Origin of the sequence: Cobetia sp. LC6 (assembly GCF_030264805.1) — a bacterium.
Taxonomy (GTDB): Bacteria; Pseudomonadota; Gammaproteobacteria; order Pseudomonadales; family Halomonadaceae; genus Cobetia.
Window position 1 is genome coordinate 39,821 of sequence record NZ_JASSPL010000006.1, and the last position, 21,688, is coordinate 61,508.

Here is a 21,688-nt window from a genome sequence, read left to right on the forward strand (position 1 = left end):
TTCCTCCGGGCACGCCGATGACAATGCTACCCTGTGCGCCATCGTGCTCACCGCGCCCTTGGCCTCCATAGCGCTCAGCCCGCATGACTCTCAGCCTCTATCGCTGTCGGCCCCTATGGCTGCTAGCGCCGGGCCGGTGGCGCATCAACGACTTATCAGAAGGAGAAGTTCCGACATGGCAATGAACGCCAGCATCAAATGGACCGATGGTCGCCAGTTCCTCGCCGAATCCGGCAGCGGCCACAGCGTGGTCATGGACGGCAATCCGGACAACGGCGGTCGTAACACTGGTCCGCGTCCGATGGAAATGCTGTTGATGGGTCTGGGCGGCTGCACCAGCTTCGATGTCATCCAGATTCTGGAAAAGGCCCGCCAGCAGATCACCGACTGTCACGCCGAACTGAGCGCCGAGCGCGCCGATAGCGTGCCGAGCGTGTTCACGAAGATTCACGTCAAGTTCGTGGTCACCGGTCGCAACCTCAAGGAATCCCAGGTCAAGCGTGCCGTCGAACTGTCCGCCGAGAAGTACTGCAGCGCCTCCCTGATGCTGAGCGCCGGGGGTGTCGAGATCACTCACTCCTACGAAGTCATCGACATCGCGGCCTGATCTCGCCTCGCCCTCCCGCCGCTCAAGGCCCCGCCGACGGCGGGAGGGAGCGCACCACTGACGACGACTCGCCTGGACCGGCGGGAATTGTCGCTGGCGTGTCAGCCCTGCCTGTGCATAATACGCCCCTCAAACCGGTCGTCTCACCGGTCATCTCGTGGCAAAGATGGCACGCAATGCTCCCTGTGAGTCATGCTGCCAGCGCCCGGGACGGACCTTTCGAGATGTCCTCTTCGGCCCGATGCCTGCCTCTACCCCATTGCAATGGCGCATCGGATGTCATACCACCCTCCCATCTCAAGGAGGCCTGGACGTGAGCGATCAACTCCGCCTTCACGGGTTCAACAACCTCACCAGTTCGTTGAGCTTCAATATCTACGACATCTGCTACGCGCAGACCGAAGAGCAGCGCACGGCGTATATCGATTATATCGATGAGCTCTACAATGCCGAGCGTCTTACCCAGATCCTCAAGGATGTCACCAACATCATCGGTGCCCACGTGCTGAACATCGCACGTCAGGACTACGAGCCGCATGGCGCCAGCGTGACCATCCTGATCGCCGAGCACGAGCTGGAAGAGCAGGACGCGTCCCAGACCGCGCCGGGCCCGGGCCCGTTGCCGGAAACGGTCGTCGGCCATCTGGACAAGTCTCACGTCACGGTGCACACCTATCCCGAGTCCCACCCGGACAACGGCATCAGCACCTTCCGTCTGGATATCGATGTCTCGACCTGTGGCATGATCAGCCCGCTGAAGGCGCTGAACTATCTGATCCACAGCTTCGATTCCGATATCGTGACCATGGACTACCGTGTGCGTGGCTTCACGCGCGACGTGGATGGCAAGAAACTGTTCATCGATCACGACATCACCTCCATCCAGGATTACCTGGCGGAAGACACCAAGCGTGCCTACCAGATGGTCGATGTGAACGTGTATCAAGAGAACATGTTCCACACCAAGATGCTGCTCAAGGACTTCGAACTGGACAACTACCTCTTCGGCACCTCGCGTCGCGAGCTGACCTTCGAGGAAGCCACCAACATCGAAGGCCGCCTGCGTCGTGAAATGCTCGAGATCTTCTACTCGCGCAACTTCGACTGATCACCGCCCGAGCCATGCGCGACCGCCACAGCGTATGTGTCCGCTTGGCTGAGGCCTGGTGACAGTCCGAAAAAAGCCCCCTGACACCTCACGGTATCAGGGGGCTTTCATTATCTGCCTGTCGGTTCAACGATCGCCGGCGGGGTCCTCCCTGTCTGGCGGAGCGGCATCTCTCAGGCGCTGTTCCATCTCCTCATTCACCTGGCGATGCAGCGCCTCGCGGTGGCGCTCGTGATCAGCCAGCGACTCTCCCCGCTCCTGCGCGACCTGATCCAGTCGTTCACGCAGCTCGCGCACTTCCGTCGTCAACTCGCTGATCTGATGATAGAGCGCCCGCGTCATGTCGCGCTGGGCACGCGCCGCTCGGGCCTCCTGCTCGCTGTCATCCTCGATGAAGATCGAGCTGATATAGGCGGCGAAACTCCCGAACAGCCCCACGCCCCCGACCATCAGCAGCACCGCCACCACGCGACCGAGCGTCGTGATGGGATAGTAGTCGCCATAGCCGACAGTGGTCACCGTCACCACCGCCCACCACAGCGCCTCCTCGGCGGTATTGATGGGGCTGTCGGGATTCGGTGTCTCCACCATCAGCATGGTCAGGGCGCCGAACACCACCAGCAGCACCGTAGCGGTGGCCGCCGAGGCGAAGACCCCCTCGGCCCGGTTGCGGAACAGCAGCTTCCAGATCATTTCCATCGACTTGATGGCGCGCAGCACCCGCAGCACCTGCACCACGCGAAACAGCCTCGCGCCCTGGAAGAGTCCCGCCGGGATACAGGCCAGCAGGTCGATCCAGCCCCACTTCATGTACTCACGTTTGCTCTTGGCACTGGCGAAGCGCTTGCAGAAATCGATGAAGAAGAACAGGCAGACCACGTAGTCCATGTACTCCAGCAGACGCTGGACCTGGGGTGACAACACAAAGACAAGGTCCACCACCATGGCGCCGATCACATAGATCGACAGCACCAGGATGAAAAGCTGAAAGGGCGTGACGCGTTCCTGCATCCGAAGACTCTCCGTGAATGGGGCTCTGGAAAGCCTACCCCATCCTCGACGCCCTGACAGTGTGAAGCCACCGCTGGCATGCGCCCGGGCACTCATATGTCCGATGGTTCATGCATCCCTGGGCTCATGCGTCCGGTGGTTCATGGATTTCTGGCCTCATGCACCCGCGCTCATCAAGCCTTGTTGCGCGACTCCTCGTCACTCGGGGGCTGGAAGGTGGACTGCTCGCTGATGTCCTCCCCACTGATGCGATTCAAAAGCTTGCGCAACTTGTGACGCTGCCTGCGTGATGACAGGCGATTGGAATCCCAGCGCTCCGGTACCAGCGCACATTCTCCATTGGCATCGTGCAGGCGGAAGGCACGCTCGACGCCGATCGGATGGTCCTCACTGCCGTAGATGCCGATGATTTGCAGCGTCAGGCGCTGGAATTCCAGCTGCTCATTGCTGGGCCAGTGACCGTCGAGCGAGATGCCATTGCGGCGCGCCATGCGCTCGATGACTTCAGAGAAAGTCCCGATATGCAGGAAGTCGCCCGAGCCCAGCGGCCCCTGACGCGTGGTATCGGAGATACGCCATTCACTGCTGCTGGAAGCCCCCTGCGCGGGCTGTTCGCTGTCGCCGTCCTGCTGGTTGTCCCCCTGCTCGTCACCTTCCTGATAGCTGCGTTCGAACTCGGTGACATCCATCAGCAGGCTGCCATGACTGGTATCCAGCCTGGCGATGATGTGCTCGATGAAGATCGACTCAGCACTCATGTTGCTGATGATGCACAGACTGTCGATCCCCTTGGACTTGCCGCGATTGATCAGCACTCGCGGGCGGCGCTGGCGCCGGAAGTTGTGATACAGCAGCTGCGCGTAGACCAGCCAGATGAAGAACGAGCCGACACTGGCAATCGCCGAGATGGTTTTCGAGTGATTCGCGATCCACTCCATCATGCTGACCTCCCCTGTCAACGTTGTCTGGTGCACCCTTTCTTGGGGACAGCGACAGGGGATTGCGAGCATTGATTTGGCGTTAAAACTCTTTGTTGCTGACCTGATCCTCGCCCAGCAGTGCCTGCCAGAGGGTAATCACCCGCTCACGGTGGGCGGCAATCACCGGGTGCTGCTCCAGTCGCATCAGGCTGCCGTGCTTCTCCAGCGCCAGGCGATGACTGACATCGCGATAGGCCAGATAGGCCTTGCGCAGCTCACCGGCCTGCTCGCCCGGCAGCTGTCCACAGGACTCGAGGGTTTCCAGCAGTCGCATGTTGTCGCTCCACTCAAGCAGAGCAGGCACCTGATGACTCAGCGCCAGCACGCAGTACTGGGCGAGAAATTCAATGTCGACGATGCCGCCGGCATCCTGCTTGAGATGGAACTGGCCGGCCTCGCGGTCCTTGGCGCTGCTGCCCAGGTGATCACGCATCTTGTGGCGCATGGCGATCACCTCCTGGCGCAGCGTCTTCTCGTCCCGCTGCTGACCAAGCACCTCACGGCGCACCTCCTCGAAAGCCAGCGCCAGCGCCGGGTCTCCCGCCACGGCCCGCGCGCGCACCAGCGCCTGATGCTCCCAGGTCCAGGCTTGGGTGAGCTGATAGTCCCGGAAGGCCGCCAGACTCGAGACCAGCAGCCCCGAATTGCCCGACGGGCGCAGGCGCATGTCGACCTCGTAGAGCGCACCGGCCGGCGTCACCGCCGTCAGCAGATGGATGATGCGCTGCCCCAGGCGCGTGAAGAACAGCGGGTTGTCCAGCGGCCGCGGGCCATCCGTCTGGCCCTTGCTGGCCGCATCATGCAGGAAGACGAGATCCAGGTCCGAGCCATAGCCCAGCTCGATGCCGCCCAGCTTGCCGTAGCCGACGATCACGAAGCTGCCACTCAGGCTGTCGCCGGTGATCGGCTGGCCATCGCGCCCGATGGGGAAGCCATGCTTGCGGGTCAGGGTCTTCCACGCCATCGCCAGCACCTGTTCCAGCACCACCTCGGCGATGAAGGTCAGATAGTCGCTGACCTTCATCAGCGGGCGGGCACCGGCGATATCGGAGGCCGCCACGTGCAGCACCTGGGCATGGCGGAACACTCGCAAGGCCTCGAGCAGCGCTTCTTCATCATCTTCGGGGATGCGCGACAGCGCGGTGCGCAGCTCATCGGCGAGGCGCGTCTTGTCGGCGGGAGAATAAAGATTATGCGGGTGCAGCAGCTCGTCGAGCAGCACCGGATAGCGCGCCAGCTGTTCGGCAATCCAGGGGCTTGCCGCACACAGGCGCATCAACTGCGCCAGCGCATCCGGGTTCTCGCGCAGCAGCGCCAGATAGGCCGTTCGGCGCAGTACCGCCTCGATCAGCGGCAAGACGCGCTCCAGCACAAGGCTGGCATCGTGCTCGCCGGGCTTCTCGGGGTCACCCGCCGCCGAGCCCAGCGCCTGCAGCAATGGCGGCATCAGCGCATCGAGGCGATCAAAGCCGATGCGCTGCATGCCCTGCACCGCACGCGACCGCCGCAGGCTATCGAGACGGCGGAAACTCTCAGCCGCACTCTTGAAGCCGCTCTCGGCGAGCAGTGCCTCGCCCTCCTCCGTCGTCAGCTCGCCGCGCCATAGCGCTCGCCATTCATCCAGCGCCTGCTGGCCTTCGCCCTGCTCGGCCTCGTCGTCTTCCGGCACGGCGATCACGTTGTCGAAGTGATGGCGGATGCGCATACGCACCTCTTCCAGGCGCGCGGTGAGTGCCTCCCAATCGGGCAGTTTCATGGCCAGCGCGAGACGCTCGCGGCCCAGCGGATCCAGCGGCAATGTCTGGGTCTGGCGGTCGGCCTGGGCCTGCAGGGCATGTTCAAGATCGCGCAGGAAGACGTAATCCGGCACCAGCTCATCCACGACCGCCTGCGGCAGCAAGCCCAGAGCTGGCAGGCGCGCAAAGGCCTGCTTGAGCGAGGTGACCTGCAATTCCGACTCACGCCCGCCCCGAATCAGCTGGAAGGCCTGGGCGACGAACTCCACCTCGCGAATGCCGCCGGAGCCGAGCTTGATGTTGTCGGACAGCCCGCGCCGTTTGACCTCGCGATTGATCATCGCCTTCATCTCGCGCAGCGACTCGATGGCACCGAAATCCAGATACTTGCGATAGACGAAGGGACGCAGGTGCGCGATCAGGCGCTCGCCGGCAGCGACGCTACCTGCCACCGGGCGCGCCTTGAGCATCGCGTAACGCTCCCATTCGCGGCCCTGATCCTGATAGTAGCTGGCCAGCATCGAGAAACTGCCGACCAGAGGCCCGCCGTCCCCCAGCGGACGCAGCCGCATGTCGACGCGGAACACGAAGCCATCGGCGGTCATCGCGTCCAGCGCGGCAATCAGCTTCTGGCCGAGACGCGTGAAATATTCCTGATGATCCAGAGACTTGCGGCCGCCAGACGTCTCGCCCTTGTCGGGGAAGGCGAAGATCAGGTCGATATCGGAGGAGAGGTTGAGCTCGCCGGCGCCCAGCTTGCCCATGCCGAGCACCACCAGCCGCTGCGGCTCACCGAAGCGGTCCGGCGCGGGGCGGCCGTAACGCGGCTCGAGCGACGCTTCCAACCAGCCAAGCGCGCCTTCGAGGGTGACTTCGGCGAGGTGCGAGACCGCCGCCGCGGTCTGCCACATGTCGGCGCCGTTGAGATCACGCCACACGATGCCCAGCATGCGCAGCTGGCGGAAACGCCGCAGCACCTGCTGCATCGTCTTCTCGTCTTCGGCACTGGCGAGACCGGCGGCGAGGCGCTCAGTGAGCTGGGCGACCGGCAAGGCACGCTCCAGCTCGCCGCTCTCGAGCAGCTCGGACAGCAATTCAGGGCGACGGCACAGCGTCTCCAGCGCGAAGTCGGACAGCGTGATCAGACGTCCAAGCTGGCTGCGCTGACGCTCATCGAGGGCCAGAAAGGTCGCCAGCGGAGAGCTGTCATCGCCACGCATCTCGCTGAGATTCTCAGCCTGGGTCAGGCTCTCTTCGAGACGCTCCTGCGCGGCGTGCAGGGCGCTCTCGAGCGTGGCACGGCTGTCAGCCGACTGCTCGGCCAGCAGCGATGACGGCGCAAGGAAATCAGCGGGCAACAGTGGGCGGGACTGCGCGGGGGATGGCTGGGGCATGGTCGTCTCCTTCAATCCAGCCCTCAGCATAACGGAGGCCGCAGTCACATGACACGGCCCTGCCCGCTGCCCCTTCCATTGATGAGACCAGGGCGAGGACGTTCAGCCGAACAGCTTGTCGTAGAGCAAGGTGCCCCAGGTCAGCCCGGCGAATATCAGGCTGATCATCACCGCCGCCGAACCCATGTCCTTGGCGCGCCCGGACAGTTCATGGAATTCCGGGCCGATGCGGTCAATCGCGGACTCCACCGCCGAGTTGAGCAGTTCGACCATCAGCACGATCAGCGTGGAGCCGACCAGCAGCAGCCATTCGACATGCGAATCACCGATCCACCAGGCAAACGGCAGCAGCAAGGCGCACAGCACGATCTCCTGGCGGAAGGCCTCTTCGTTGCTCCAGGCGGCCTTGAGGCCCTTTAGCGAGTAACGCGCGGAATGCTTGAGGTGGGTCAAGCCGGTATGCCGTGATTTCATCTTCGGGTCTCGTACAGAAGCAGCACGGGGGCTGCAAAGGCCGATCTTTCAATCGGACGACGTCTGCCAGCAACACGCCTCGGGAAAGCTCGCAGTACACCGGCCAGCGACAGCGCAGCGCTGCCTGCGCGAATTTCACGACCAAAGGCTACCCGAGACCTCATCGACGGGCGTGCTCTAATACCGCCAGGCGCTCGATGACGGCGGCGATGATAGCAAAGCACGCGCTGAAGCGGCATTGCCGATCCCGTCCTCCAACAACAACAAATCAACGCCGGGAACTGCCCATGCCTTCGCTATCACACGACACACGCCAGACGCTCAGCCGCGGACTGGCGCGCAACTTCCTCGGCCAGTCGCCACGCTGGTACAAGCAGCTGATGTGCCTGTTTCTGATCACCAACCCACTACTGCTGTGGTTCAGCGGCCCGCAAGGTGGCGTGATCGTCGGCTGGCTGCTGCTGGGGGAATTCATCTTCACGCTGGCGATGGCGCTCAAGTGCTATCCCCTCCAGCCGGGCGGTCTGCTGGCACTGGAGGCCGTCGTCATCGGCATGGCCTCACCGGATGCCATCATGCAGGAGATGGAGCGCAACCTGCCGGTGATCCTGCTGCTGATGTTCATGGTGGCCGGCATCTACTTCATGAAGCCGCTGCTGCTGTATGCCTTCACCAAGATCATCCTCGGCGTGCGCTCCAAGACATGGCTGTCGCTGATGTTCTGTCTCTCCAGCGCCCTGCTGTCCGCCTTTCTCGATGCCTTGACGGTGACGGCGGTCATCATCGGCATCGCGGTGGGCTTCTACTCCGTCTACCACAAGGTGGCCTCGGGCAAGCATTTCGATACCCAGCATGACCATGCCAACGATGTCAGCGTCGAGGCCGTGCACAGTGAAGACCTCGAGGATTTCCGCGGCTTTCTGCGCTCGCTGCTGATGCATGGCGCGGTGGGAACCGCGCTGGGAGGCGTCAGCACCATGATCGGCGAGCCGCAGAACCTGGTGATCGCCAAGGCCGCTGAATGGGACTTCATCGACTTCTTCCTCGCCATGGCGCCGGTCACCGTGCCGACCTTCTTCGCCGGCCTCGCCCTGTGTGTGCTGCTTGAGCGTGGCCGCTGGTTCGGCTACGGCCAGCGACTGCCCGCCAGCGTGCGACGAATTCTCGAGGATTATGATCATCATCAGGATGCACGGCGCACGCCGCGGGAACGCGCCGCGCTGATCGTGCAGGCCGTGGTGGCCGTGCTGCTGGTACTGGCGCTGGCACTGCACATGGCAGAGGTCGGGCTGATCGGGCTGGCGGTGATCATTCTGCTGACCGCCGGCAACGGCATCACCGATGAGCACCAGATCGGCCGCGCCTTCCAGGAATCACTGCCCTTCACCTCGCTGCTGGTGGTGTTCTTCACCATCGTCGCGGTCATCCACGAGCAGCATCTGTTCCAGCCATTCATCCAGTGGGTACTCAGTCTACCCATCGAGGAGCAGGCCGGTGCACTGTTCCTGGCCAATGGGCTGCTCTCGGCCATCTCGGACAATGTCTTCGTGGCCACGGTGTACATCACCCAGGTCAAGAACGAGTTCGTGGCCGGCAATATCAGCCGCAAGCACTTTCATGCGCTGGCGGTCGCGGTGAACACCGGCACCAACCTGCCCAGCGTTGCGACCCCCAATGGCCAGGCGGCGTTCCTGTTCCTGCTCACCTCCGCCATCGCGCCGCTGGTCAGGCTTTCCTACGGGCGCATGGTATGGATGGCATTACCCTACACGGTGCTGATGACGCTGGTCGGGCTGGCCACCGTGCGCAGCTTCATCTAGCCAGCGTCTTGACGAGAACCTTGATGAGAGGCCTGACGAGAGCCTTCCGCCAGCGCCTCCTGTTACCGGGGCCAACCGCACACCCGGCTGGCCCCGGTTGCGTCAGTCTCATCCCAATGTCGATATCGCGAGACTTCCCCACAGCGTCGCTTGCAGGCACTGTGAGGTGACGCGTCTCGATCAGACGCCGTGACACCCTTCAAGCAGGAAGACCGCCAACACCAACGCCATCCACAAGGAGACAGCCATGTCCCGCGCACTGATGCTGCACGAAGAGACACCTCGCGCCCGAGTCGTCGACCTCTCCGATGATCAGCTACCTGACCTGCCCGTCACGGTGGCCATCGAGCGTTCAGGGCTCAACTACAAGGACGCACTGGCCATCACTGGCCGTGGCAAGATCGTCCGCGAGCTGCCCTTCGTGCCGGGCATCGATTTCGCGGGACGCGTCGAAGCCTCCGACTCGCCGGACTATCAGCCGGGCGATGAGGTCATCCTGACCGGCTGGGGCGTGGGCGAGCGCCATTGGGGTGGTCTGGCCGAGCGCATGCGCGTCAAGCCCGAGTGGCTGGTCAAGCGCCCTGCCAATCTGAGCGCCGAGCAGGCCATGGCCTTCGGCACCGCCGGTTTGACTGCCATGCTGTGCGTGATGCGCCTCGAGGAGGCCGGCCTGACGCCCGAGCAGGGCCCGGCGATCGTCACCGGCGCCACCGGCGGGGTCGGCAGCTGGGCCGTGCAGATGCTGGCCAAGCAAGGCTTCGAGGTTCACGCGGTCAGCGGCAAGGCCGAGCAGCGCGAATGGCTCGAGTCACTGGGCGCGAGCGAAGTCCATCTGCGCAGTGATTTCGAGGACAAGGGCCGCCCACTGGAAAAGAGCCGCTGGGCAGGCGCCGTGGATACTGCCGGTGGCCAGGTGCTGGCCAATCTGCTGGCGCAGATGAATTACGATGGCAAGGTGGCGGCCGTGGGCCTCGCGGCGGGCGCCGACCTGCCCACCAGCGTGATGCCGTTCATCCTGCGCGGCGTCTCGTTGCTGGGCGTCGATAGCGTCATGATCAATGCCGAACGTCGTCGAAAGGTCTGGCAGCGTCTGGCCGACCTGCCGGATGAGATGCACGCCCAGATGCAGCTCGAGACGGTCGGTCTGGAAGGCCTGGCCGAGCGCGCCGAGGCGATGATCGACGGACGCGTCAGCGGTCGCGTGCTGCTCGACCCGACGCGCTGAAGACACTCGACGCACGACTCGCGACGGAAAATTTGTCCTCGCAGCGCCAAGAACGCTTCAAGTCCTTGATTGTTGCGGTGCAATAGCGATTTTGGCGTTAGCCAATGCCCTCACACAACGCTATGCTCTTGTTATCTCGTTGCGCCCTGTCGAGCGTCCCGAGTGCCCTCCCCTCAGCCATGCCGGGCGTGTGGAGGACCACCCCGCCTTCGGGCGGGGTTTTTTGTGTCTGTCATTCAGGCCATGAACACGAAAGCCCCGCCGATTGGCGGGGCTTTCGTGTCATGCGCTCGAGATCAGGAGCTCAGTTGCGCTCGATCATCGCGGTCAGGTCCTCGGCGACCGGATCCAGCACCTGCGGCCAGGACAGATAAGGCACCGCCGCCCGACCGTTGACCATCACCGCGAAGGCACCCCAGCGGCCACTTTGCGTGCGGAAGTATCCCGAGATGGCGCGCACCGGCACCGGGTTGTTGAGCGTGCCTGTCTTGACCATCACGTGATTGCGGAAGGTCTCGCTGCCACGGCGGATGAAGCGCATCGGGCCATTGACCGGTGCCTGCAGGCCCGCCACGAAGGTGGGGAACAGCGCCGGGCGGTGATACATGCTGTCGAGCAACGCCACCAGCCCACTGACGCTGGTGCGGTTCTGGGAAGTCAGGCCGCTGCCGGAATACATCGTCAGCGGGCCGTGCCCGGGAATCGCGCTGGCGAAGGTTTCAAGCTTGGCACCGCCCTGACGCAAGGTGGCCTGACTGCCGCCGACCAGCGCCAGCGTCAGCTGGTCCGCCATGAAGTTGTTGGAGTAGTTGAGCATGCGCGTCAGCAACTCCTGCATCGGCTTGCCTTCGACGCTACCGAGCTGCGCGGCGCTGGAGGGCGGCGCCGTCGAGGTGATATCCACCCCGCCGGTCACCGTGATCCCGGCGCGCGCCAGGATGTCGCGCATCAGCTCACCGGTGTACAGCGCAGGATTGGAGACGGCGCGGTAGATACTGCGCGGCTGGCTGTCGGCGGCAATGGTGCCGGTGACGACCAGCGTATCGCGACCGTTACTGGTGGTACGGCGGGCATTGATGGCGCTCTTGCCCCCCGCGCCGACCGTAGTGACCTGGTTATCGAAGATCTCGGTGGGCTGGGTGGTATCGCAGCTGGCCAGTCGCGCCGGCGCCTGACTGCCCGCACCCGGCATCACCTTCACGCACCAGCTGGCATAGTTGCTGGCCGCGGACGACAGCAGCGCATCATAGGCGTTGCTGGAACGCCGCGAGGCATTGCAGCGATCGGTACTGATGCAGGGCACCGGCCCGAAACGCCACTGACTGATCAAAAGGCGCCCTTCGACACGGCGGATGCCCCGAAAGCGCAGCTCCTCGGTCAGCCGCCACAGCTCTTCGCTGGTCAGCGCCGGGTCGCCGCTGCCCTCGAGCACCAGGTCACCGGTCAAGACACCGCCGCTGATCGTGCCCGTACTGCGCAGACGCGTGGAGAAACGATACTGCGGACCGAAACGGTCCAGCGCCGCACCGGCGATATAGAGTTTGGACAGCGAAGCCGGCGTCAGTTGCTGGTCGGGATTGACCGAGGCCAGCGTCTCGCCGGTATCGAGCATGCGCGCCTGGGCACTGACGATGAAGCCCTTGTCAGTCAGCCGCGTCAGATTGTCAAAGCCCGCCGCCTGCGCCGGGCCCGCCACGACAAGGGTCGCACCGGCCGCCATGGCCAGTCGGCGCAGCGAGCGCGTGAAACGCAGCGACTTGCCCGCTGCTGCGGGGCGCGCCGCCTTCAGCAAAGGCAGCAGGGGAGAGAGTCGGGAGGGTCGCGCAGAGGTCGGTGCAGTGCGAAATAGGGGCATGAGGCATCCAGTGACGTCGTCGGTGAGCATCCATGTCACAGCCGGGAGGCGCCGTGATGCCCCTAGCTTAATGAGGACTGGCGCTGGAAAACAGATGCAGGACGGCGACACCGCCCACGATCATCGCCAACCCCAGGATGGCCGGCAGATCCGGCATCTCGCGATAGACCACCGCACCGAAGACGGTGACCAGCACGATGCCGAGCCCGGACCATACCGCATAGGTCACACCCAGCGGCAGATCACGCAGTACCAGCGTCAGGAAATAGAAGGCGATGCCGTAGCCCACCACCACGATCATGCTGGGGCCGAGTCGTGAAAAGGACTCGGAGGCCTTGAGCGCACTGGTCGCGATGACCTCTGCCAGTATGGCCACTGCCAGGAAGACATAACTCATCGAATCACCTCGTATTGTGGTGGACCAGCTGCTGCTCGCGCGCGGCCTTGCGCGCCAGCAGACGGCGCATCACGGCATCGAACAGCGGATTGAAGATCATGGCCCAGACCAGGAAAAAGGCAACGAAGCCGAGATCCAGCAGGAGTGCCTGCCACAGCCCGAGGTCGAGCCAGGCAGCCACGATGAAGACGGTCACCAGTACCAGGCCGAGTTCGAAGCCGAGTGCCTGAGCGATGCGCTGGGCCACGCTGCGCTGGCGGGTCGGTACCCAGCGGTCGAACATCCAGTTCCAGACCGTACTCCAGATCACCGCCAGTGTGGACATCACCACCGCCAGGCTGCCCATGCTCGCCAGGTCGTGCCCCGTGACCAGTGCCGACAGCGGCGCCACGAGCAGGATACCGACCAATTCCAGCAGTCCTGCCTGGGCCAGACGTTCTTTCTTGGAACGCATGTCATACCTCCTCTCGATCACCGCGTGTGATGCCGGATGGGCGGAACGACGCGGATGGAGGAGGCATTCTAGAGAGATACAAGATGGTTTAAAGTTGGCATCCATCTATTATTCAGATGGATCAAGGCGCGAGGCGAGGCAATGAACTGGACCCTGGAGAAACTGCAGACACTGCGCTGCGTGGCGGAGACGGGCTCGTTCTCGGCGGCGGCGCGGCGTCTGGGGCGCGCGCAATCCGCAGTCAGCACCGCCATCGCCAATCTGGAACTGGACCTGGGCTGCGAGCTGTTCGATCGCCGCCCTCGCACGCCGGTGCTGACGCCCGCGGGCAAGGCCATGCTGCACGAAGCCAACAGCGTGCTGATGCAATGCCAGCGCCTGGAGGCACGCGCTCGCACCCTCAGCCAGGGGCTGGAAGCCAGCCTGACGTTGGCGATCGATGAGGCGCTGGTAGAAATGCCGCCGGTGATGGCGGTACTGGAAAAGATGGCGGTGCAATACCCGACGCTGACGCTGAATCTGCTCAATGGCGCGCAGGATGAGGTGGCCCGCTGGGTGGAGCAGCACCAGGCCAATCTCGGCATCCTGTTCTATCAGCCACTGGGTGTCATGGCGCTGGAGCGCGAGGCGCTGGGGCGACTGGAGCAGGTGCTGATCGTGGCACGCAACCATCCGCTGGCGCAGCTTGAGAGCCCGACCCACAGCGACCTGGCGGATCACCGCCAGCTGATGATCGGTCAACGCCAGCAACTGGAACCCGGCCACGAGGGGCCACGCTCACAGCGCTTCTGGCAGCTCAACAGCTTCTATGCGATGGCTGAGCTGACGACGCGCGGACTGGGCTGGGCGCAGGTTCCGCGCCATATCGCCCACTACCCGCCCTTCCAGCAGCGTTTGAAGATTCTGGACTTGAGCGCGCTGGGCGCCACCGCCGACATCGATATCGAACTGATCGCGCGCCGCGACAGCCCTCGTGGCCCCGCGGCAAGCTGGCTGCGCCAGTCACTGCGCGACACCTTCCACAACAGCCACGCCGCTATCGCCAACCAGAATCTGCCACCGGCGTGATTCACGTCAGACCTGCAGCGGGTAGCGCTCGGGTGTGTGTTCAAGCTGGCACTCGAGTCGCCACAGCGCCTGGCCAGACTCGTGATACTTGCGCTCGAAGTGCGTCAGATAATCACCCTGCGGCTCGAAGGCGTGGGCCGTCACCTCGACACCGGTAGCATGCCCGATGGCCTGGGCGAATTCCCGGGCGTAGATCTCCCAGTTGGTGCGCAGCTCAAGCTGACCTCCCAGCGCCATGATGATCGGGAATACCGGGTGGCCCTGCCAGCGCATCTTGAGGTGGCGCGCCTTGGGATAAGGATTGGGATAGAGCAGGGTGTGATGCGCAGGTGCCCAGCCCGCGGCGAGCGCCAGACGCCAGAAGTCGACGAGGTCTGCCCGCACCAGCAGGGCGTTGTCCGGCAGCTCGCCATGCTTGCGACTGAGACGGTCTTCGCTTCGGTCCACACCGATGACAGCATGGTCCGGGTGCGCCAGTGCCAGTTGACGCGTCGACCGCCCGACGCCGCAGCCACTGTCCAGCCACAGGGGTCTGCCCTGAGCCGACAACCACCGTTGCGCTTGCAGGAACGCTTCGCGGGTATGTTCCGCCACGGGTTTGCGCAGCGGATGCGCCATCGCACGGCGCACGCGACGCTCGATATCCTCGTGGGGGCCGGTCTGGGGAGAATCGATCTGGCGGGAGTTGGCGTACATCAGCAGTTCCGATAGCAACGGGCAGGAAAATCACGCGCGGAGTCTAGCAGATGCGCCTGCATCGGGCTGCGCCATATGGCGCACAGCCCATCCGGGGCCGGCGGTGCAGAAAGGCCTGGGCACAAAAAAAGGCGCCTGCCTCGCGGCACGCGCCTACACCAACTCAAACAGCCAAGACAGAATGTCAGCTTGTTTCTCGAAAATCAAACAAACGTTTAACCACGATCACTCCATGCCATGACAAGTACAAAAACAGGCCAGAGGGTCTCGCACTGAGCGCAGAGATATCGCACAGTGTTCGCAGCAAGCGCTCGCTGGCGCGCCCGCGTAGAGGCAGGGGTGCATGACGCCTGTATTGAGGGGGTGTTATCATCCGCCCATCATTTGGACGAATATCCGCAGAGGTATCGCCCAGACCAACGACTCACAGTATTTTTACGAGGAAAGCGGCTTGTCACACTTACCGGTGATCGTCGGCATGGGCGGCGTCAATGCCGCCGGCAGAACTTCGGGCCATCAGGCGTTCCGACGCACGGTGCTCGACTCCCTGCCGGAGACAGACCGTCAAGAGACCCTGCTGGGGCTCGCGTCGCTCATGAACCTCGCCCGCTGCGATGATCAGGGCCAGTGGTTCGATGCCGAAGGCCAACCCGCCGAGGCTCAGGCACTCGCGGAGCGCCTGGCGGACCAGGTGCTGTCCCACACCCTGATTCGTCGCATTGAAGACGAGCGCTTCAACGCGACCGGCATTCCTGCCAATCGTCAGTCAAAGCTGACGCTGGGCCAGGACTTGACCTTCACGCTGCGCAGCCGCCAGCTGCCGGAACAGCCGCCCGCTGACTGGCAGATCCGCGAGCTGGACAACCGTCATGTCGAAGTCACGGTACCGGCCGGCGAATTCGAGGTTCTGCTGCCCGATCATCGTCAGGCGCTGGTGCGCGCCGCGGGTCAGCTGCCCAGCGGCTTCGCGCCAGAACAGCTCTATCGCAGCGTGCATCACCCGCGCGGCCTGTCGATGACCATCTTCGGCGCCAGCGACTGCCTCGGCGACAGCGGCCTGGACTGGGATGCGCTGCGCGATAGCCTCGATCCGGACGATATCGCCGTCTACGCCGGCAACTCCATCGGCCAGATGGATGCCGAAGGCTGGGGCGGACTGATGAAGTCATTCGTGGCCGGCGAGCGCGCCACTTCCAAGCAGATGCCACTGGGCTATGCCCAGATGCCCGCCGACTTCCTCAATGCCTATGTGCTGGGCAATGTCGGCGGCGCCGGTGCAGCGATGGGCGCCTGTGCCAGCTTCCTCTACAACCTGAAGCTGGGCCTGAACGACATCCGCAGCGGCCGTCGCCGCGTGGTGATGGTCGGCACCGCCGATGCGCCGATCACGCCGGAAGTCATCGAGGGCTTCCGCAGCATGGGGGCTCTGGCCGATGACGAGAGCCTCAAGGCCCTCGACGCGCTGGAAGTGCTCACCGACAGCGATTACCAGAAGGCCTGTCGCCCGTTCGCGCGCAACTGTGGCTTCACCATCGCGGAAGCGACCCAGTTCGTGATCCTGATGGCGGATGATCTGGCGCTGGACACCGGCGCTCGCATCATCGGCAGCGTGCCGGACGTGTTCGTCAATGCAGACGGCTGGAAGCGCTCCATCTCGGCACCCGGCGTCGGCAACTACATCACCCTGAGCAAGGCGGTAGCGCTGGCGCGCGATATCGTCGGCGATGAAGGCGTGCGCCAGCGCAGCTTCGTGCACGCACATGCCACCTCCACGCCGAAGAACCGCACCACCGAATCCCATGTGCTCAATGAAGTGGCTCGCGCCAACGACATCCAGTCCTGGCCTGTGGTGGCGGTAAAATCCTTCGTCGGCCACAGCCAGGGCAGCGCCGCGGGCGATCAGGCGGTATCGGCGCTCGGCAGCATGGCGACCGGCATCCTGCCAGGTATCCCGACGCTGGATGCCATCGCCGATGACGTGCATCACAGCCATCTCGACATTCGCCGCGAGGCGCGCGAGTTCACCGCAGATGTCGCCTTCATCAATGCCAAGGGCTTCGGTGGCAACAACGCCAGTGGCGTGGTGCTGTCGGCAGATGTCACGCTGAAGTTGCTGGCGGCGCGACACGGTGAGGAGGCATTGGCTGCCTGGCGTGAGCGCAGTGATCTCTGCGAGCAGCGGCGTGCTGACTATCTGGACAAGGCACAGCGCGGCGAATTCACGCCGACCTATCGCTTCGGTGAAGGTGTGCTCGAAGGTCCGGAGCTGGAGATCACGGATCGCGAGATCCGTATCCCCGGCTATGCGAAGCCCGTCTCGCTCAAGGTCGACAACCCCTTCGGTTCGCTGTAAGCCAGGCTCGCTGCAAGACCGGTTGGCTACCCCTCCCGGGTTGCGCACTCGGTGACGAATCCCCTCGCGCGACTGGCAAGCCGCGCGAGGGGTTCTACACTCGGCGTACCAGGGGAGCCGGCGGCGCGACAGGCACTGCGCCCCGGCCTTCTGCGGCTCCTCATCCTTCGTCGTCCACTGCAGCCGGTCACCAGGCTGACCCGCTGCCGACAGAGCTCGAGTTCGTCATGCCCAAGAACATCGCCGTCTATCCCGGCACCTTCGACCCGATCACCAATGGCCATACCGACCTGATCGAGCGCGGCGCCCGCCTGTTCGACAAGGTAGTGGTGGCGGTGGCTTACAGCCCCAGCAAACGCCCTGCCCTGCCGCTGGAGATGCGCATCGATCTGGCACGCCGGATTCTGGCGCATCTCGACAATGTCGAGGTCATCGGTTTCAGCTGCCTGCTGACAGAGCTGCTTGAGCAGCAGAATGCGCGTATCATTCTGCGCGGCCTGCGTGCGGTCTCCGACTTCGAGTACGAACTGCAGCTGGCCAACATGAACCGGGCCCAGGCTCCGCACGTCGATAGCCTGTTCCTGACCCCGGAATTACAGAACTCCTACATTTCATCGACCATCGTGCGCGAGATATCGCGTCATGGCGGTGATGTGTCGCGTCTGGTGCATCCGCTGGTGGCCGAGACCCTCGCCCGGCATTTCACCGCTACCGACGACGACACAGCCACAAGCTGAGGACAGCATCATGGCCCTGATCATCACTGATGAGTGCATCAACTGCGACGTCTGCGAGCCGGAATGTCCCAATGGGGCCATCTCGCCGGGGGAAGAGATCTACGTCATCGACCCGGACCTGTGCACCGAATGCGTCGGACACTTCGATGAGCCGCAATGTCAGCAGGTCTGCCCTGTCGACTGCATCCCGCTCGACCCGGCCAACAAGGAAAGCCGGGAAGAGCTGATGGACAAGTACCACATCATCACGGCCGCACTCGGCAACTGATTGCCGCCTGCTCCGACAGCCGTCATGACGATGACATGGCCTGTACTGCGCCACATCCGTCGTGACGGCTGCTGCCTGCTTCCTCTTGCCTTCTCCGCAAGCCTTTTTCAAGCGCTCCCCGATAGCCTTTCCTGCAAGCTCCTTTTCTCAAGCCCTTTCCTCAAGCTCGGCCCTGACAGGCGCTTCAGCGCCTGCCCCCCAACGCGGCGCCTCTTGCCGCGAGAAACCAGCGGGTAACGAAACCGACTGGCAAAGACGTCGACCAGCGACACTCTTCGCCCTCGATCACGATCTCCCGCGACGCGCTGCCTGTCATTGCCTGCTCCCGCCAGTCCCACTGCTGAGATGGCCAGACAACGTCATGGTCGTCAGCTTGCGCTCCGCCCCCTGCCTAAACGGCTACGCAATCAATACCAAACGCTACACCAGGTTATTTTCTGTTAGGATAATGTAAACAAACTATTCTACCCTGTAGTGATAAAGTCACCGATCGCCCCCTTTCACGCGCACGGATTGCCCATGTCCTCTCGCTCTCTTTCTACCGTTTTCAAGCGCCCCTTCCCGGGGACACGCACACAGCTGCCTAATGCCGGCACGGGAATGCTGCTTGTCATGCTGGCGATCATGGTGGTCTTGATCGTGGTGCCGCGCCCGCAGCTGTTCAGCTCGATCGGACAGTACCTTGTCCCGCATTCACTGCTGGAAATGGGTGCGATACTGGTCGCAGTGATGTCTGCCGTCTCCATCTTCCAAGGGCACCGTCGGACACTGCCGACCAGCTTTCTGGTCATGGGGTGTGCCTTCATGCTCTCCGCCTTCTTCGACATGGTGCATATCTTCAGCTACGACGGCATGCCTGACTTCGTCAGCGAAGCCTCCGTCAGCAAGGCCATCCACTTCTGGCTGGCAGGACGGACCGCCTTCATCATCGCGCTGCTGGCTCCCTGCCTGCTGACAGCCCGTCCCGTGCCGCGCCGCTATCTGCCCGTGGCCTTTGGCGTGACGCTCGCCATCGGGTTAATGGTGAGCTGGATAGGCCTCTTTCATCTCGACTTCCTGCCAGAGACCTTCATCGTCGGCAGCGGCCTGACCGCCTGGAAGATCGGCTACGAGTGGGCTCTGGCACTGAGCGCTGCGCTGGCCGCGGTACTTCTGCTCGGCGCGCGCCGACTGCCTGAAGGCACCAATGCCGGCTGGCTGGCGGTCGCGGCGCTGGCCACGGGGGTTTCCGAGCTGTGCTTCACGCTCTATGCCTCTGCCTTCGATGCCTTCAATCTGCTCGGCCATCTGTACAAGGTGGTGGCCTACGCGATGATCTATCACGCCATCTATTCATCGCGCATGGTCTACCCCTATCAACAGCTGCAGAAAATGAGTGACGCTCTGAGTGAGGCCGAGCAACGCTGGCAGTTCGCGCTGGAAGGGTCAGGCGCCGGCGTCTGGGACTGGAAGCAGGACACCGATCACGTCTTCTACTCTCCGCAGTGGAAGGCCACGCTCGGCTTCCAGGAACACGAGATCGGCAGCAGCTTCGATGAGTGGAAGTCACGCATCCACCCGGATGACATGCCGCGCACTCTCGACGACCTGAAACAGCACTTTGAAGGCCACAGCGCAGAATATCGCAACGAGCACCGCATGCTGACGCGCAACGGCGAATGGAAGTGGATTCTCGATCAGGGACGCGTGGTGGAACGTGCCGAGGATGGCAGGCCTCTTCGGATGATCGGCACTCACAGCGATATCGACTGGATCAAGGAGCAACAGCAACGCCTGATCAGCAGTCGTGCCCGTCTACGCTCCATCTATCACTCCGCCCCGGTGGGCATCATCGTCGCCGACCGGGATGGCACCATCGCGGATGCCAACTCGGCCATGCATGCCCTGCTGGGCAAGAGTGATGCCGAACTTTTCCAGCAATCGCTGTGGGGGCTGTTCTCACTGGACGAGATCAGTCGCATGAAACGTGCCTGGGGCCAGCTGCAACGCGAGGGTGGCAGCTTTCAGGACGAATACCACATGCAGACCGACACGGGACAGATGTTCTGGGCAGAAGTCACCCTCACGCCGCTGGAGGGCGAAGAGCGCACCCTGGTATTGATCAACAATATCGAGGACCGCCGCCGCGCCATCGAGTTGCTCGAGGAGAACGCGACCCTGTATCAGGAAGTCTTCAGCACCGGCAACGCCATCAAGTTGCTGATCGACCCGGAACTTGCAGAGATCATCGATGCCAACCCGGTCGCCGCCGACTTCTATGGCTACAGCATCGGCGAGATGTGCGGCATGCCACTGGGCCGTATCAACGTGCTGGCCAGCCAGTCGCTCTCCAAGCGCATCCGTGCGGTCGTCAACCGTACCGACAACCACTTCGAGGCCAGCCATCAGCTTGCCAACGGTGAATTGCGTGATGTCGAGATCTTTACCGGCCCGGTGGACCTGAACGGCCGCACTCTGCTGTTCTCCATCGTTCACGACATCACCGATCGCAAGCGTGCCCAGCGCGACCTGCAGGCTGCCAACCTCAAGCTGTCGCGACTCTCCGAGAGCCGCAGCCAGATCCATCACCTCGCGGAATGCCTGCTGACCTGCTCTCAGCTCGATGAGATCACCACTCAGCTCAATGTTCGTCTGCCCAGCCTGTTCGCCGGCTGCGAAGGTAACGTGACCCTGCACGACCCGAATGACATCAATCAGACGATGCATATCAACTGGGGAACACCGCCCACCGACGCTCGTCACCTCAAGCAGACGTTGACGGTCGGGGATGGCCAGGTGGGGGAATTCGTGCTGCTTATCCCGCCGGAAGAGGACAGCCTGGAGCGCCTGCAGCCCTTGGCGGAGGATGTCAGCCACCTGGTGATGCTGGCACTGGCAGACCTGCAGCTGAAGCGAGGTCTGGCACATGAGGCGCGCAAGGACACGCTGACGCGCCTCTTCAACCGCCGCCACCTCGATGAGGTTCTGCCTCAGAAACTGGCCGAGGCCAGCATCGGCAACCCACTGTCCCTGGTAATACTGGATCTCGACCACTTCAAGCAGGTCAACGATACCTACGGGCACGAAATGGGCGATCAGGTCCTCACCCGCCTGGCCAACCTGATACGTGAGTCGCTGCGCAGCTCCGATGAAGCCTGTCGCTACGGCGGTGAAGAGTTCGTGATCCTGATCCCCGGTGCCAGCGCAGCGGTATCACGTGCACGCGTCGAGGCCATTCTCGAAGCCTTCCACGAAGAAGTCTTCGAGCATGAGACACTGGGGCCGCTGACCGGCTTGAGCTTCTCCGCCGGAGTCGCCAACGCGCCGCATGACAGCCAGGCCACCGACGCGCTGTTCAACATGGCCGACAATGCGCTCTATGAGGCGAAACGCGCCGGACGCAAACGCGTGCTGTGCTTCAACTCACTGCCGCCCGCAGCCGATAGCCACACCAGGCAACCCGCGCACTGACCGCCGCTCTCACAGCCTATAGACACGACAACGCCGACCCTCGAGGTCGGCGTTG

Annotated in this window: 17 protein-coding genes; 9 read left to right on the top strand and 8 right to left on the bottom strand. The window is 63.3% G+C overall.

The window, feature by feature from the left end; all coding sequences use genetic code 11:
• Positions 1-181 precede the first annotated feature (181 nt).
• The gene (locus tag QQF40_RS08955; protein WP_285461180.1) at positions 182-607 is read left to right on the top strand and encodes an OsmC family protein; all 426 of its coding nucleotides are present in this window, start codon (positions 182-184) and stop codon (positions 605-607) included.
• Positions 608-920: 313 nt separating this feature from the next.
• Positions 921-1,715 (top strand): adenosylmethionine decarboxylase, encoded by a 795-nt coding sequence (speD, locus tag QQF40_RS08960; RefSeq protein ID WP_175089604.1) that lies wholly within the window; start codon positions 921-923, stop codon positions 1,713-1,715.
• Between the two features lie 126 nt (positions 1,716-1,841).
• On the opposite strand, the gene QQF40_RS08965 is transcribed toward speD, so the two are convergent.
• The 4 genes from QQF40_RS08965 to QQF40_RS08980 all read right to left on the bottom strand — a co-directional run bounded on the left by QQF40_RS08965 (position 1,842) and on the right by QQF40_RS08980 (position 7,310).
• Positions 1,842-2,726: an ion transporter gene (locus QQF40_RS08965; protein ID WP_175089605.1), complete on the bottom strand. Its 885-nt coding sequence runs from the start codon at positions 2,724-2,726 to the stop codon at positions 1,842-1,844.
• Positions 2,727-2,899: 173 nt separating this feature from the next.
• Positions 2,900-3,667: a hypothetical protein gene (locus QQF40_RS08970; RefSeq protein WP_175089606.1), complete on the bottom strand. Its 768-nt coding sequence runs from the start codon at positions 3,665-3,667 to the stop codon at positions 2,900-2,902.
• Positions 3,668-3,746: 79 nt separating this feature from the next.
• A complete protein-coding gene (gene glnE, locus QQF40_RS08975; RefSeq protein WP_285461124.1) occupies positions 3,747-6,836 on the bottom strand; it encodes a bifunctional [glutamate--ammonia ligase]-adenylyl-L-tyrosine phosphorylase/[glutamate--ammonia-ligase] adenylyltransferase in 3,090 nt (1,029 codons plus the stop codon).
• 102 nt (positions 6,837-6,938) lie between these two features.
• On the bottom strand, positions 6,939-7,310 hold the full coding sequence (locus QQF40_RS08980; RefSeq protein ID WP_043334615.1) for a diacylglycerol kinase: 372 nt from the start codon (positions 7,308-7,310) through the stop codon (positions 6,939-6,941).
• A 287-nt stretch (positions 7,311-7,597) separates the two neighbouring features.
• Between QQF40_RS08980 and nhaB the strand changes: the two genes are divergently transcribed.
• Positions 7,598-9,130, top strand: coding sequence for a sodium/proton antiporter NhaB (gene nhaB / locus QQF40_RS08985; RefSeq protein WP_285461125.1), 1,533 nt, complete (start codon positions 7,598-7,600; stop codon positions 9,128-9,130).
• Positions 9,131-9,377: 247 nt separating this feature from the next.
• Entirely contained in the window at positions 9,378-10,355 is a 978-nt protein-coding gene (locus tag QQF40_RS08990; RefSeq protein ID WP_285461126.1) for an MDR family oxidoreductase, read from the top strand.
• Between the two features lie 304 nt (positions 10,356-10,659).
• Here QQF40_RS08990 and dacB read toward each other — a convergent pair whose 3' ends face one another.
• The 3 genes from dacB to QQF40_RS09005 all read right to left on the bottom strand — a co-directional run bounded on the left by dacB (position 10,660) and on the right by QQF40_RS09005 (position 13,061).
• On the bottom strand, positions 10,660-12,210 hold the full coding sequence (gene dacB, locus QQF40_RS08995) for a D-alanyl-D-alanine carboxypeptidase/D-alanyl-D-alanine endopeptidase (RefSeq protein ID WP_249330404.1): 1,551 nt from the start codon (positions 12,208-12,210) through the stop codon (positions 10,660-10,662).
• A gap of 67 nt (positions 12,211-12,277) precedes the next feature.
• Entirely contained in the window at positions 12,278-12,607 is a 330-nt protein-coding gene (locus QQF40_RS09000; RefSeq protein ID WP_175089610.1) for a DMT family transporter, read from the bottom strand.
• A 4-nt stretch (positions 12,608-12,611) separates the two neighbouring features.
• Positions 12,612-13,061 (bottom strand): PACE efflux transporter, encoded by a 450-nt coding sequence (locus tag QQF40_RS09005; protein WP_285461127.1) that lies wholly within the window; start codon positions 13,059-13,061, stop codon positions 12,612-12,614.
• Between the two features lie 141 nt (positions 13,062-13,202).
• Here QQF40_RS09005 and QQF40_RS09010 point away from each other — a divergent pair, with 141 nt between their 5' ends.
• A complete protein-coding gene (locus QQF40_RS09010; RefSeq protein ID WP_285461128.1) occupies positions 13,203-14,129 on the top strand; it encodes a LysR family transcriptional regulator in 927 nt (308 codons plus the stop codon).
• A gap of 6 nt (positions 14,130-14,135) precedes the next feature.
• Here QQF40_RS09010 and trmB read toward each other — a convergent pair whose 3' ends face one another.
• Entirely contained in the window at positions 14,136-14,825 is a 690-nt protein-coding gene (gene trmB, locus QQF40_RS09015) for a tRNA (guanine(46)-N(7))-methyltransferase TrmB (protein ID WP_175089613.1), read from the bottom strand.
• 478 nt (positions 14,826-15,303) lie between these two features.
• Between trmB and QQF40_RS09020 the strand changes: the two genes are divergently transcribed.
• The 4 genes from QQF40_RS09020 to QQF40_RS09035 all read left to right on the top strand — a co-directional run bounded on the left by QQF40_RS09020 (position 15,304) and on the right by QQF40_RS09035 (position 21,633).
• Entirely contained in the window at positions 15,304-17,178 is a 1,875-nt protein-coding gene (locus QQF40_RS09020; RefSeq protein ID WP_285461181.1) for a beta-ketoacyl synthase, read from the top strand.
• Positions 17,179-17,405: 227 nt separating this feature from the next.
• Positions 17,406-17,915 (top strand): pantetheine-phosphate adenylyltransferase, encoded by a 510-nt coding sequence (gene coaD / locus QQF40_RS09025; protein WP_175089614.1) that lies wholly within the window; start codon positions 17,406-17,408, stop codon positions 17,913-17,915.
• A 10-nt stretch (positions 17,916-17,925) separates the two neighbouring features.
• Positions 17,926-18,183: a YfhL family 4Fe-4S dicluster ferredoxin gene (locus tag QQF40_RS09030; protein ID WP_175089615.1), complete on the top strand. Its 258-nt coding sequence runs from the start codon at positions 17,926-17,928 to the stop codon at positions 18,181-18,183.
• Positions 18,184-18,702: 519 nt separating this feature from the next.
• Positions 18,703-21,633: a sensor domain-containing diguanylate cyclase gene (locus QQF40_RS09035; protein WP_285461129.1), complete on the top strand. Its 2,931-nt coding sequence runs from the start codon at positions 18,703-18,705 to the stop codon at positions 21,631-21,633.
• Positions 21,634-21,688: the final 55 nt, after the last annotated feature.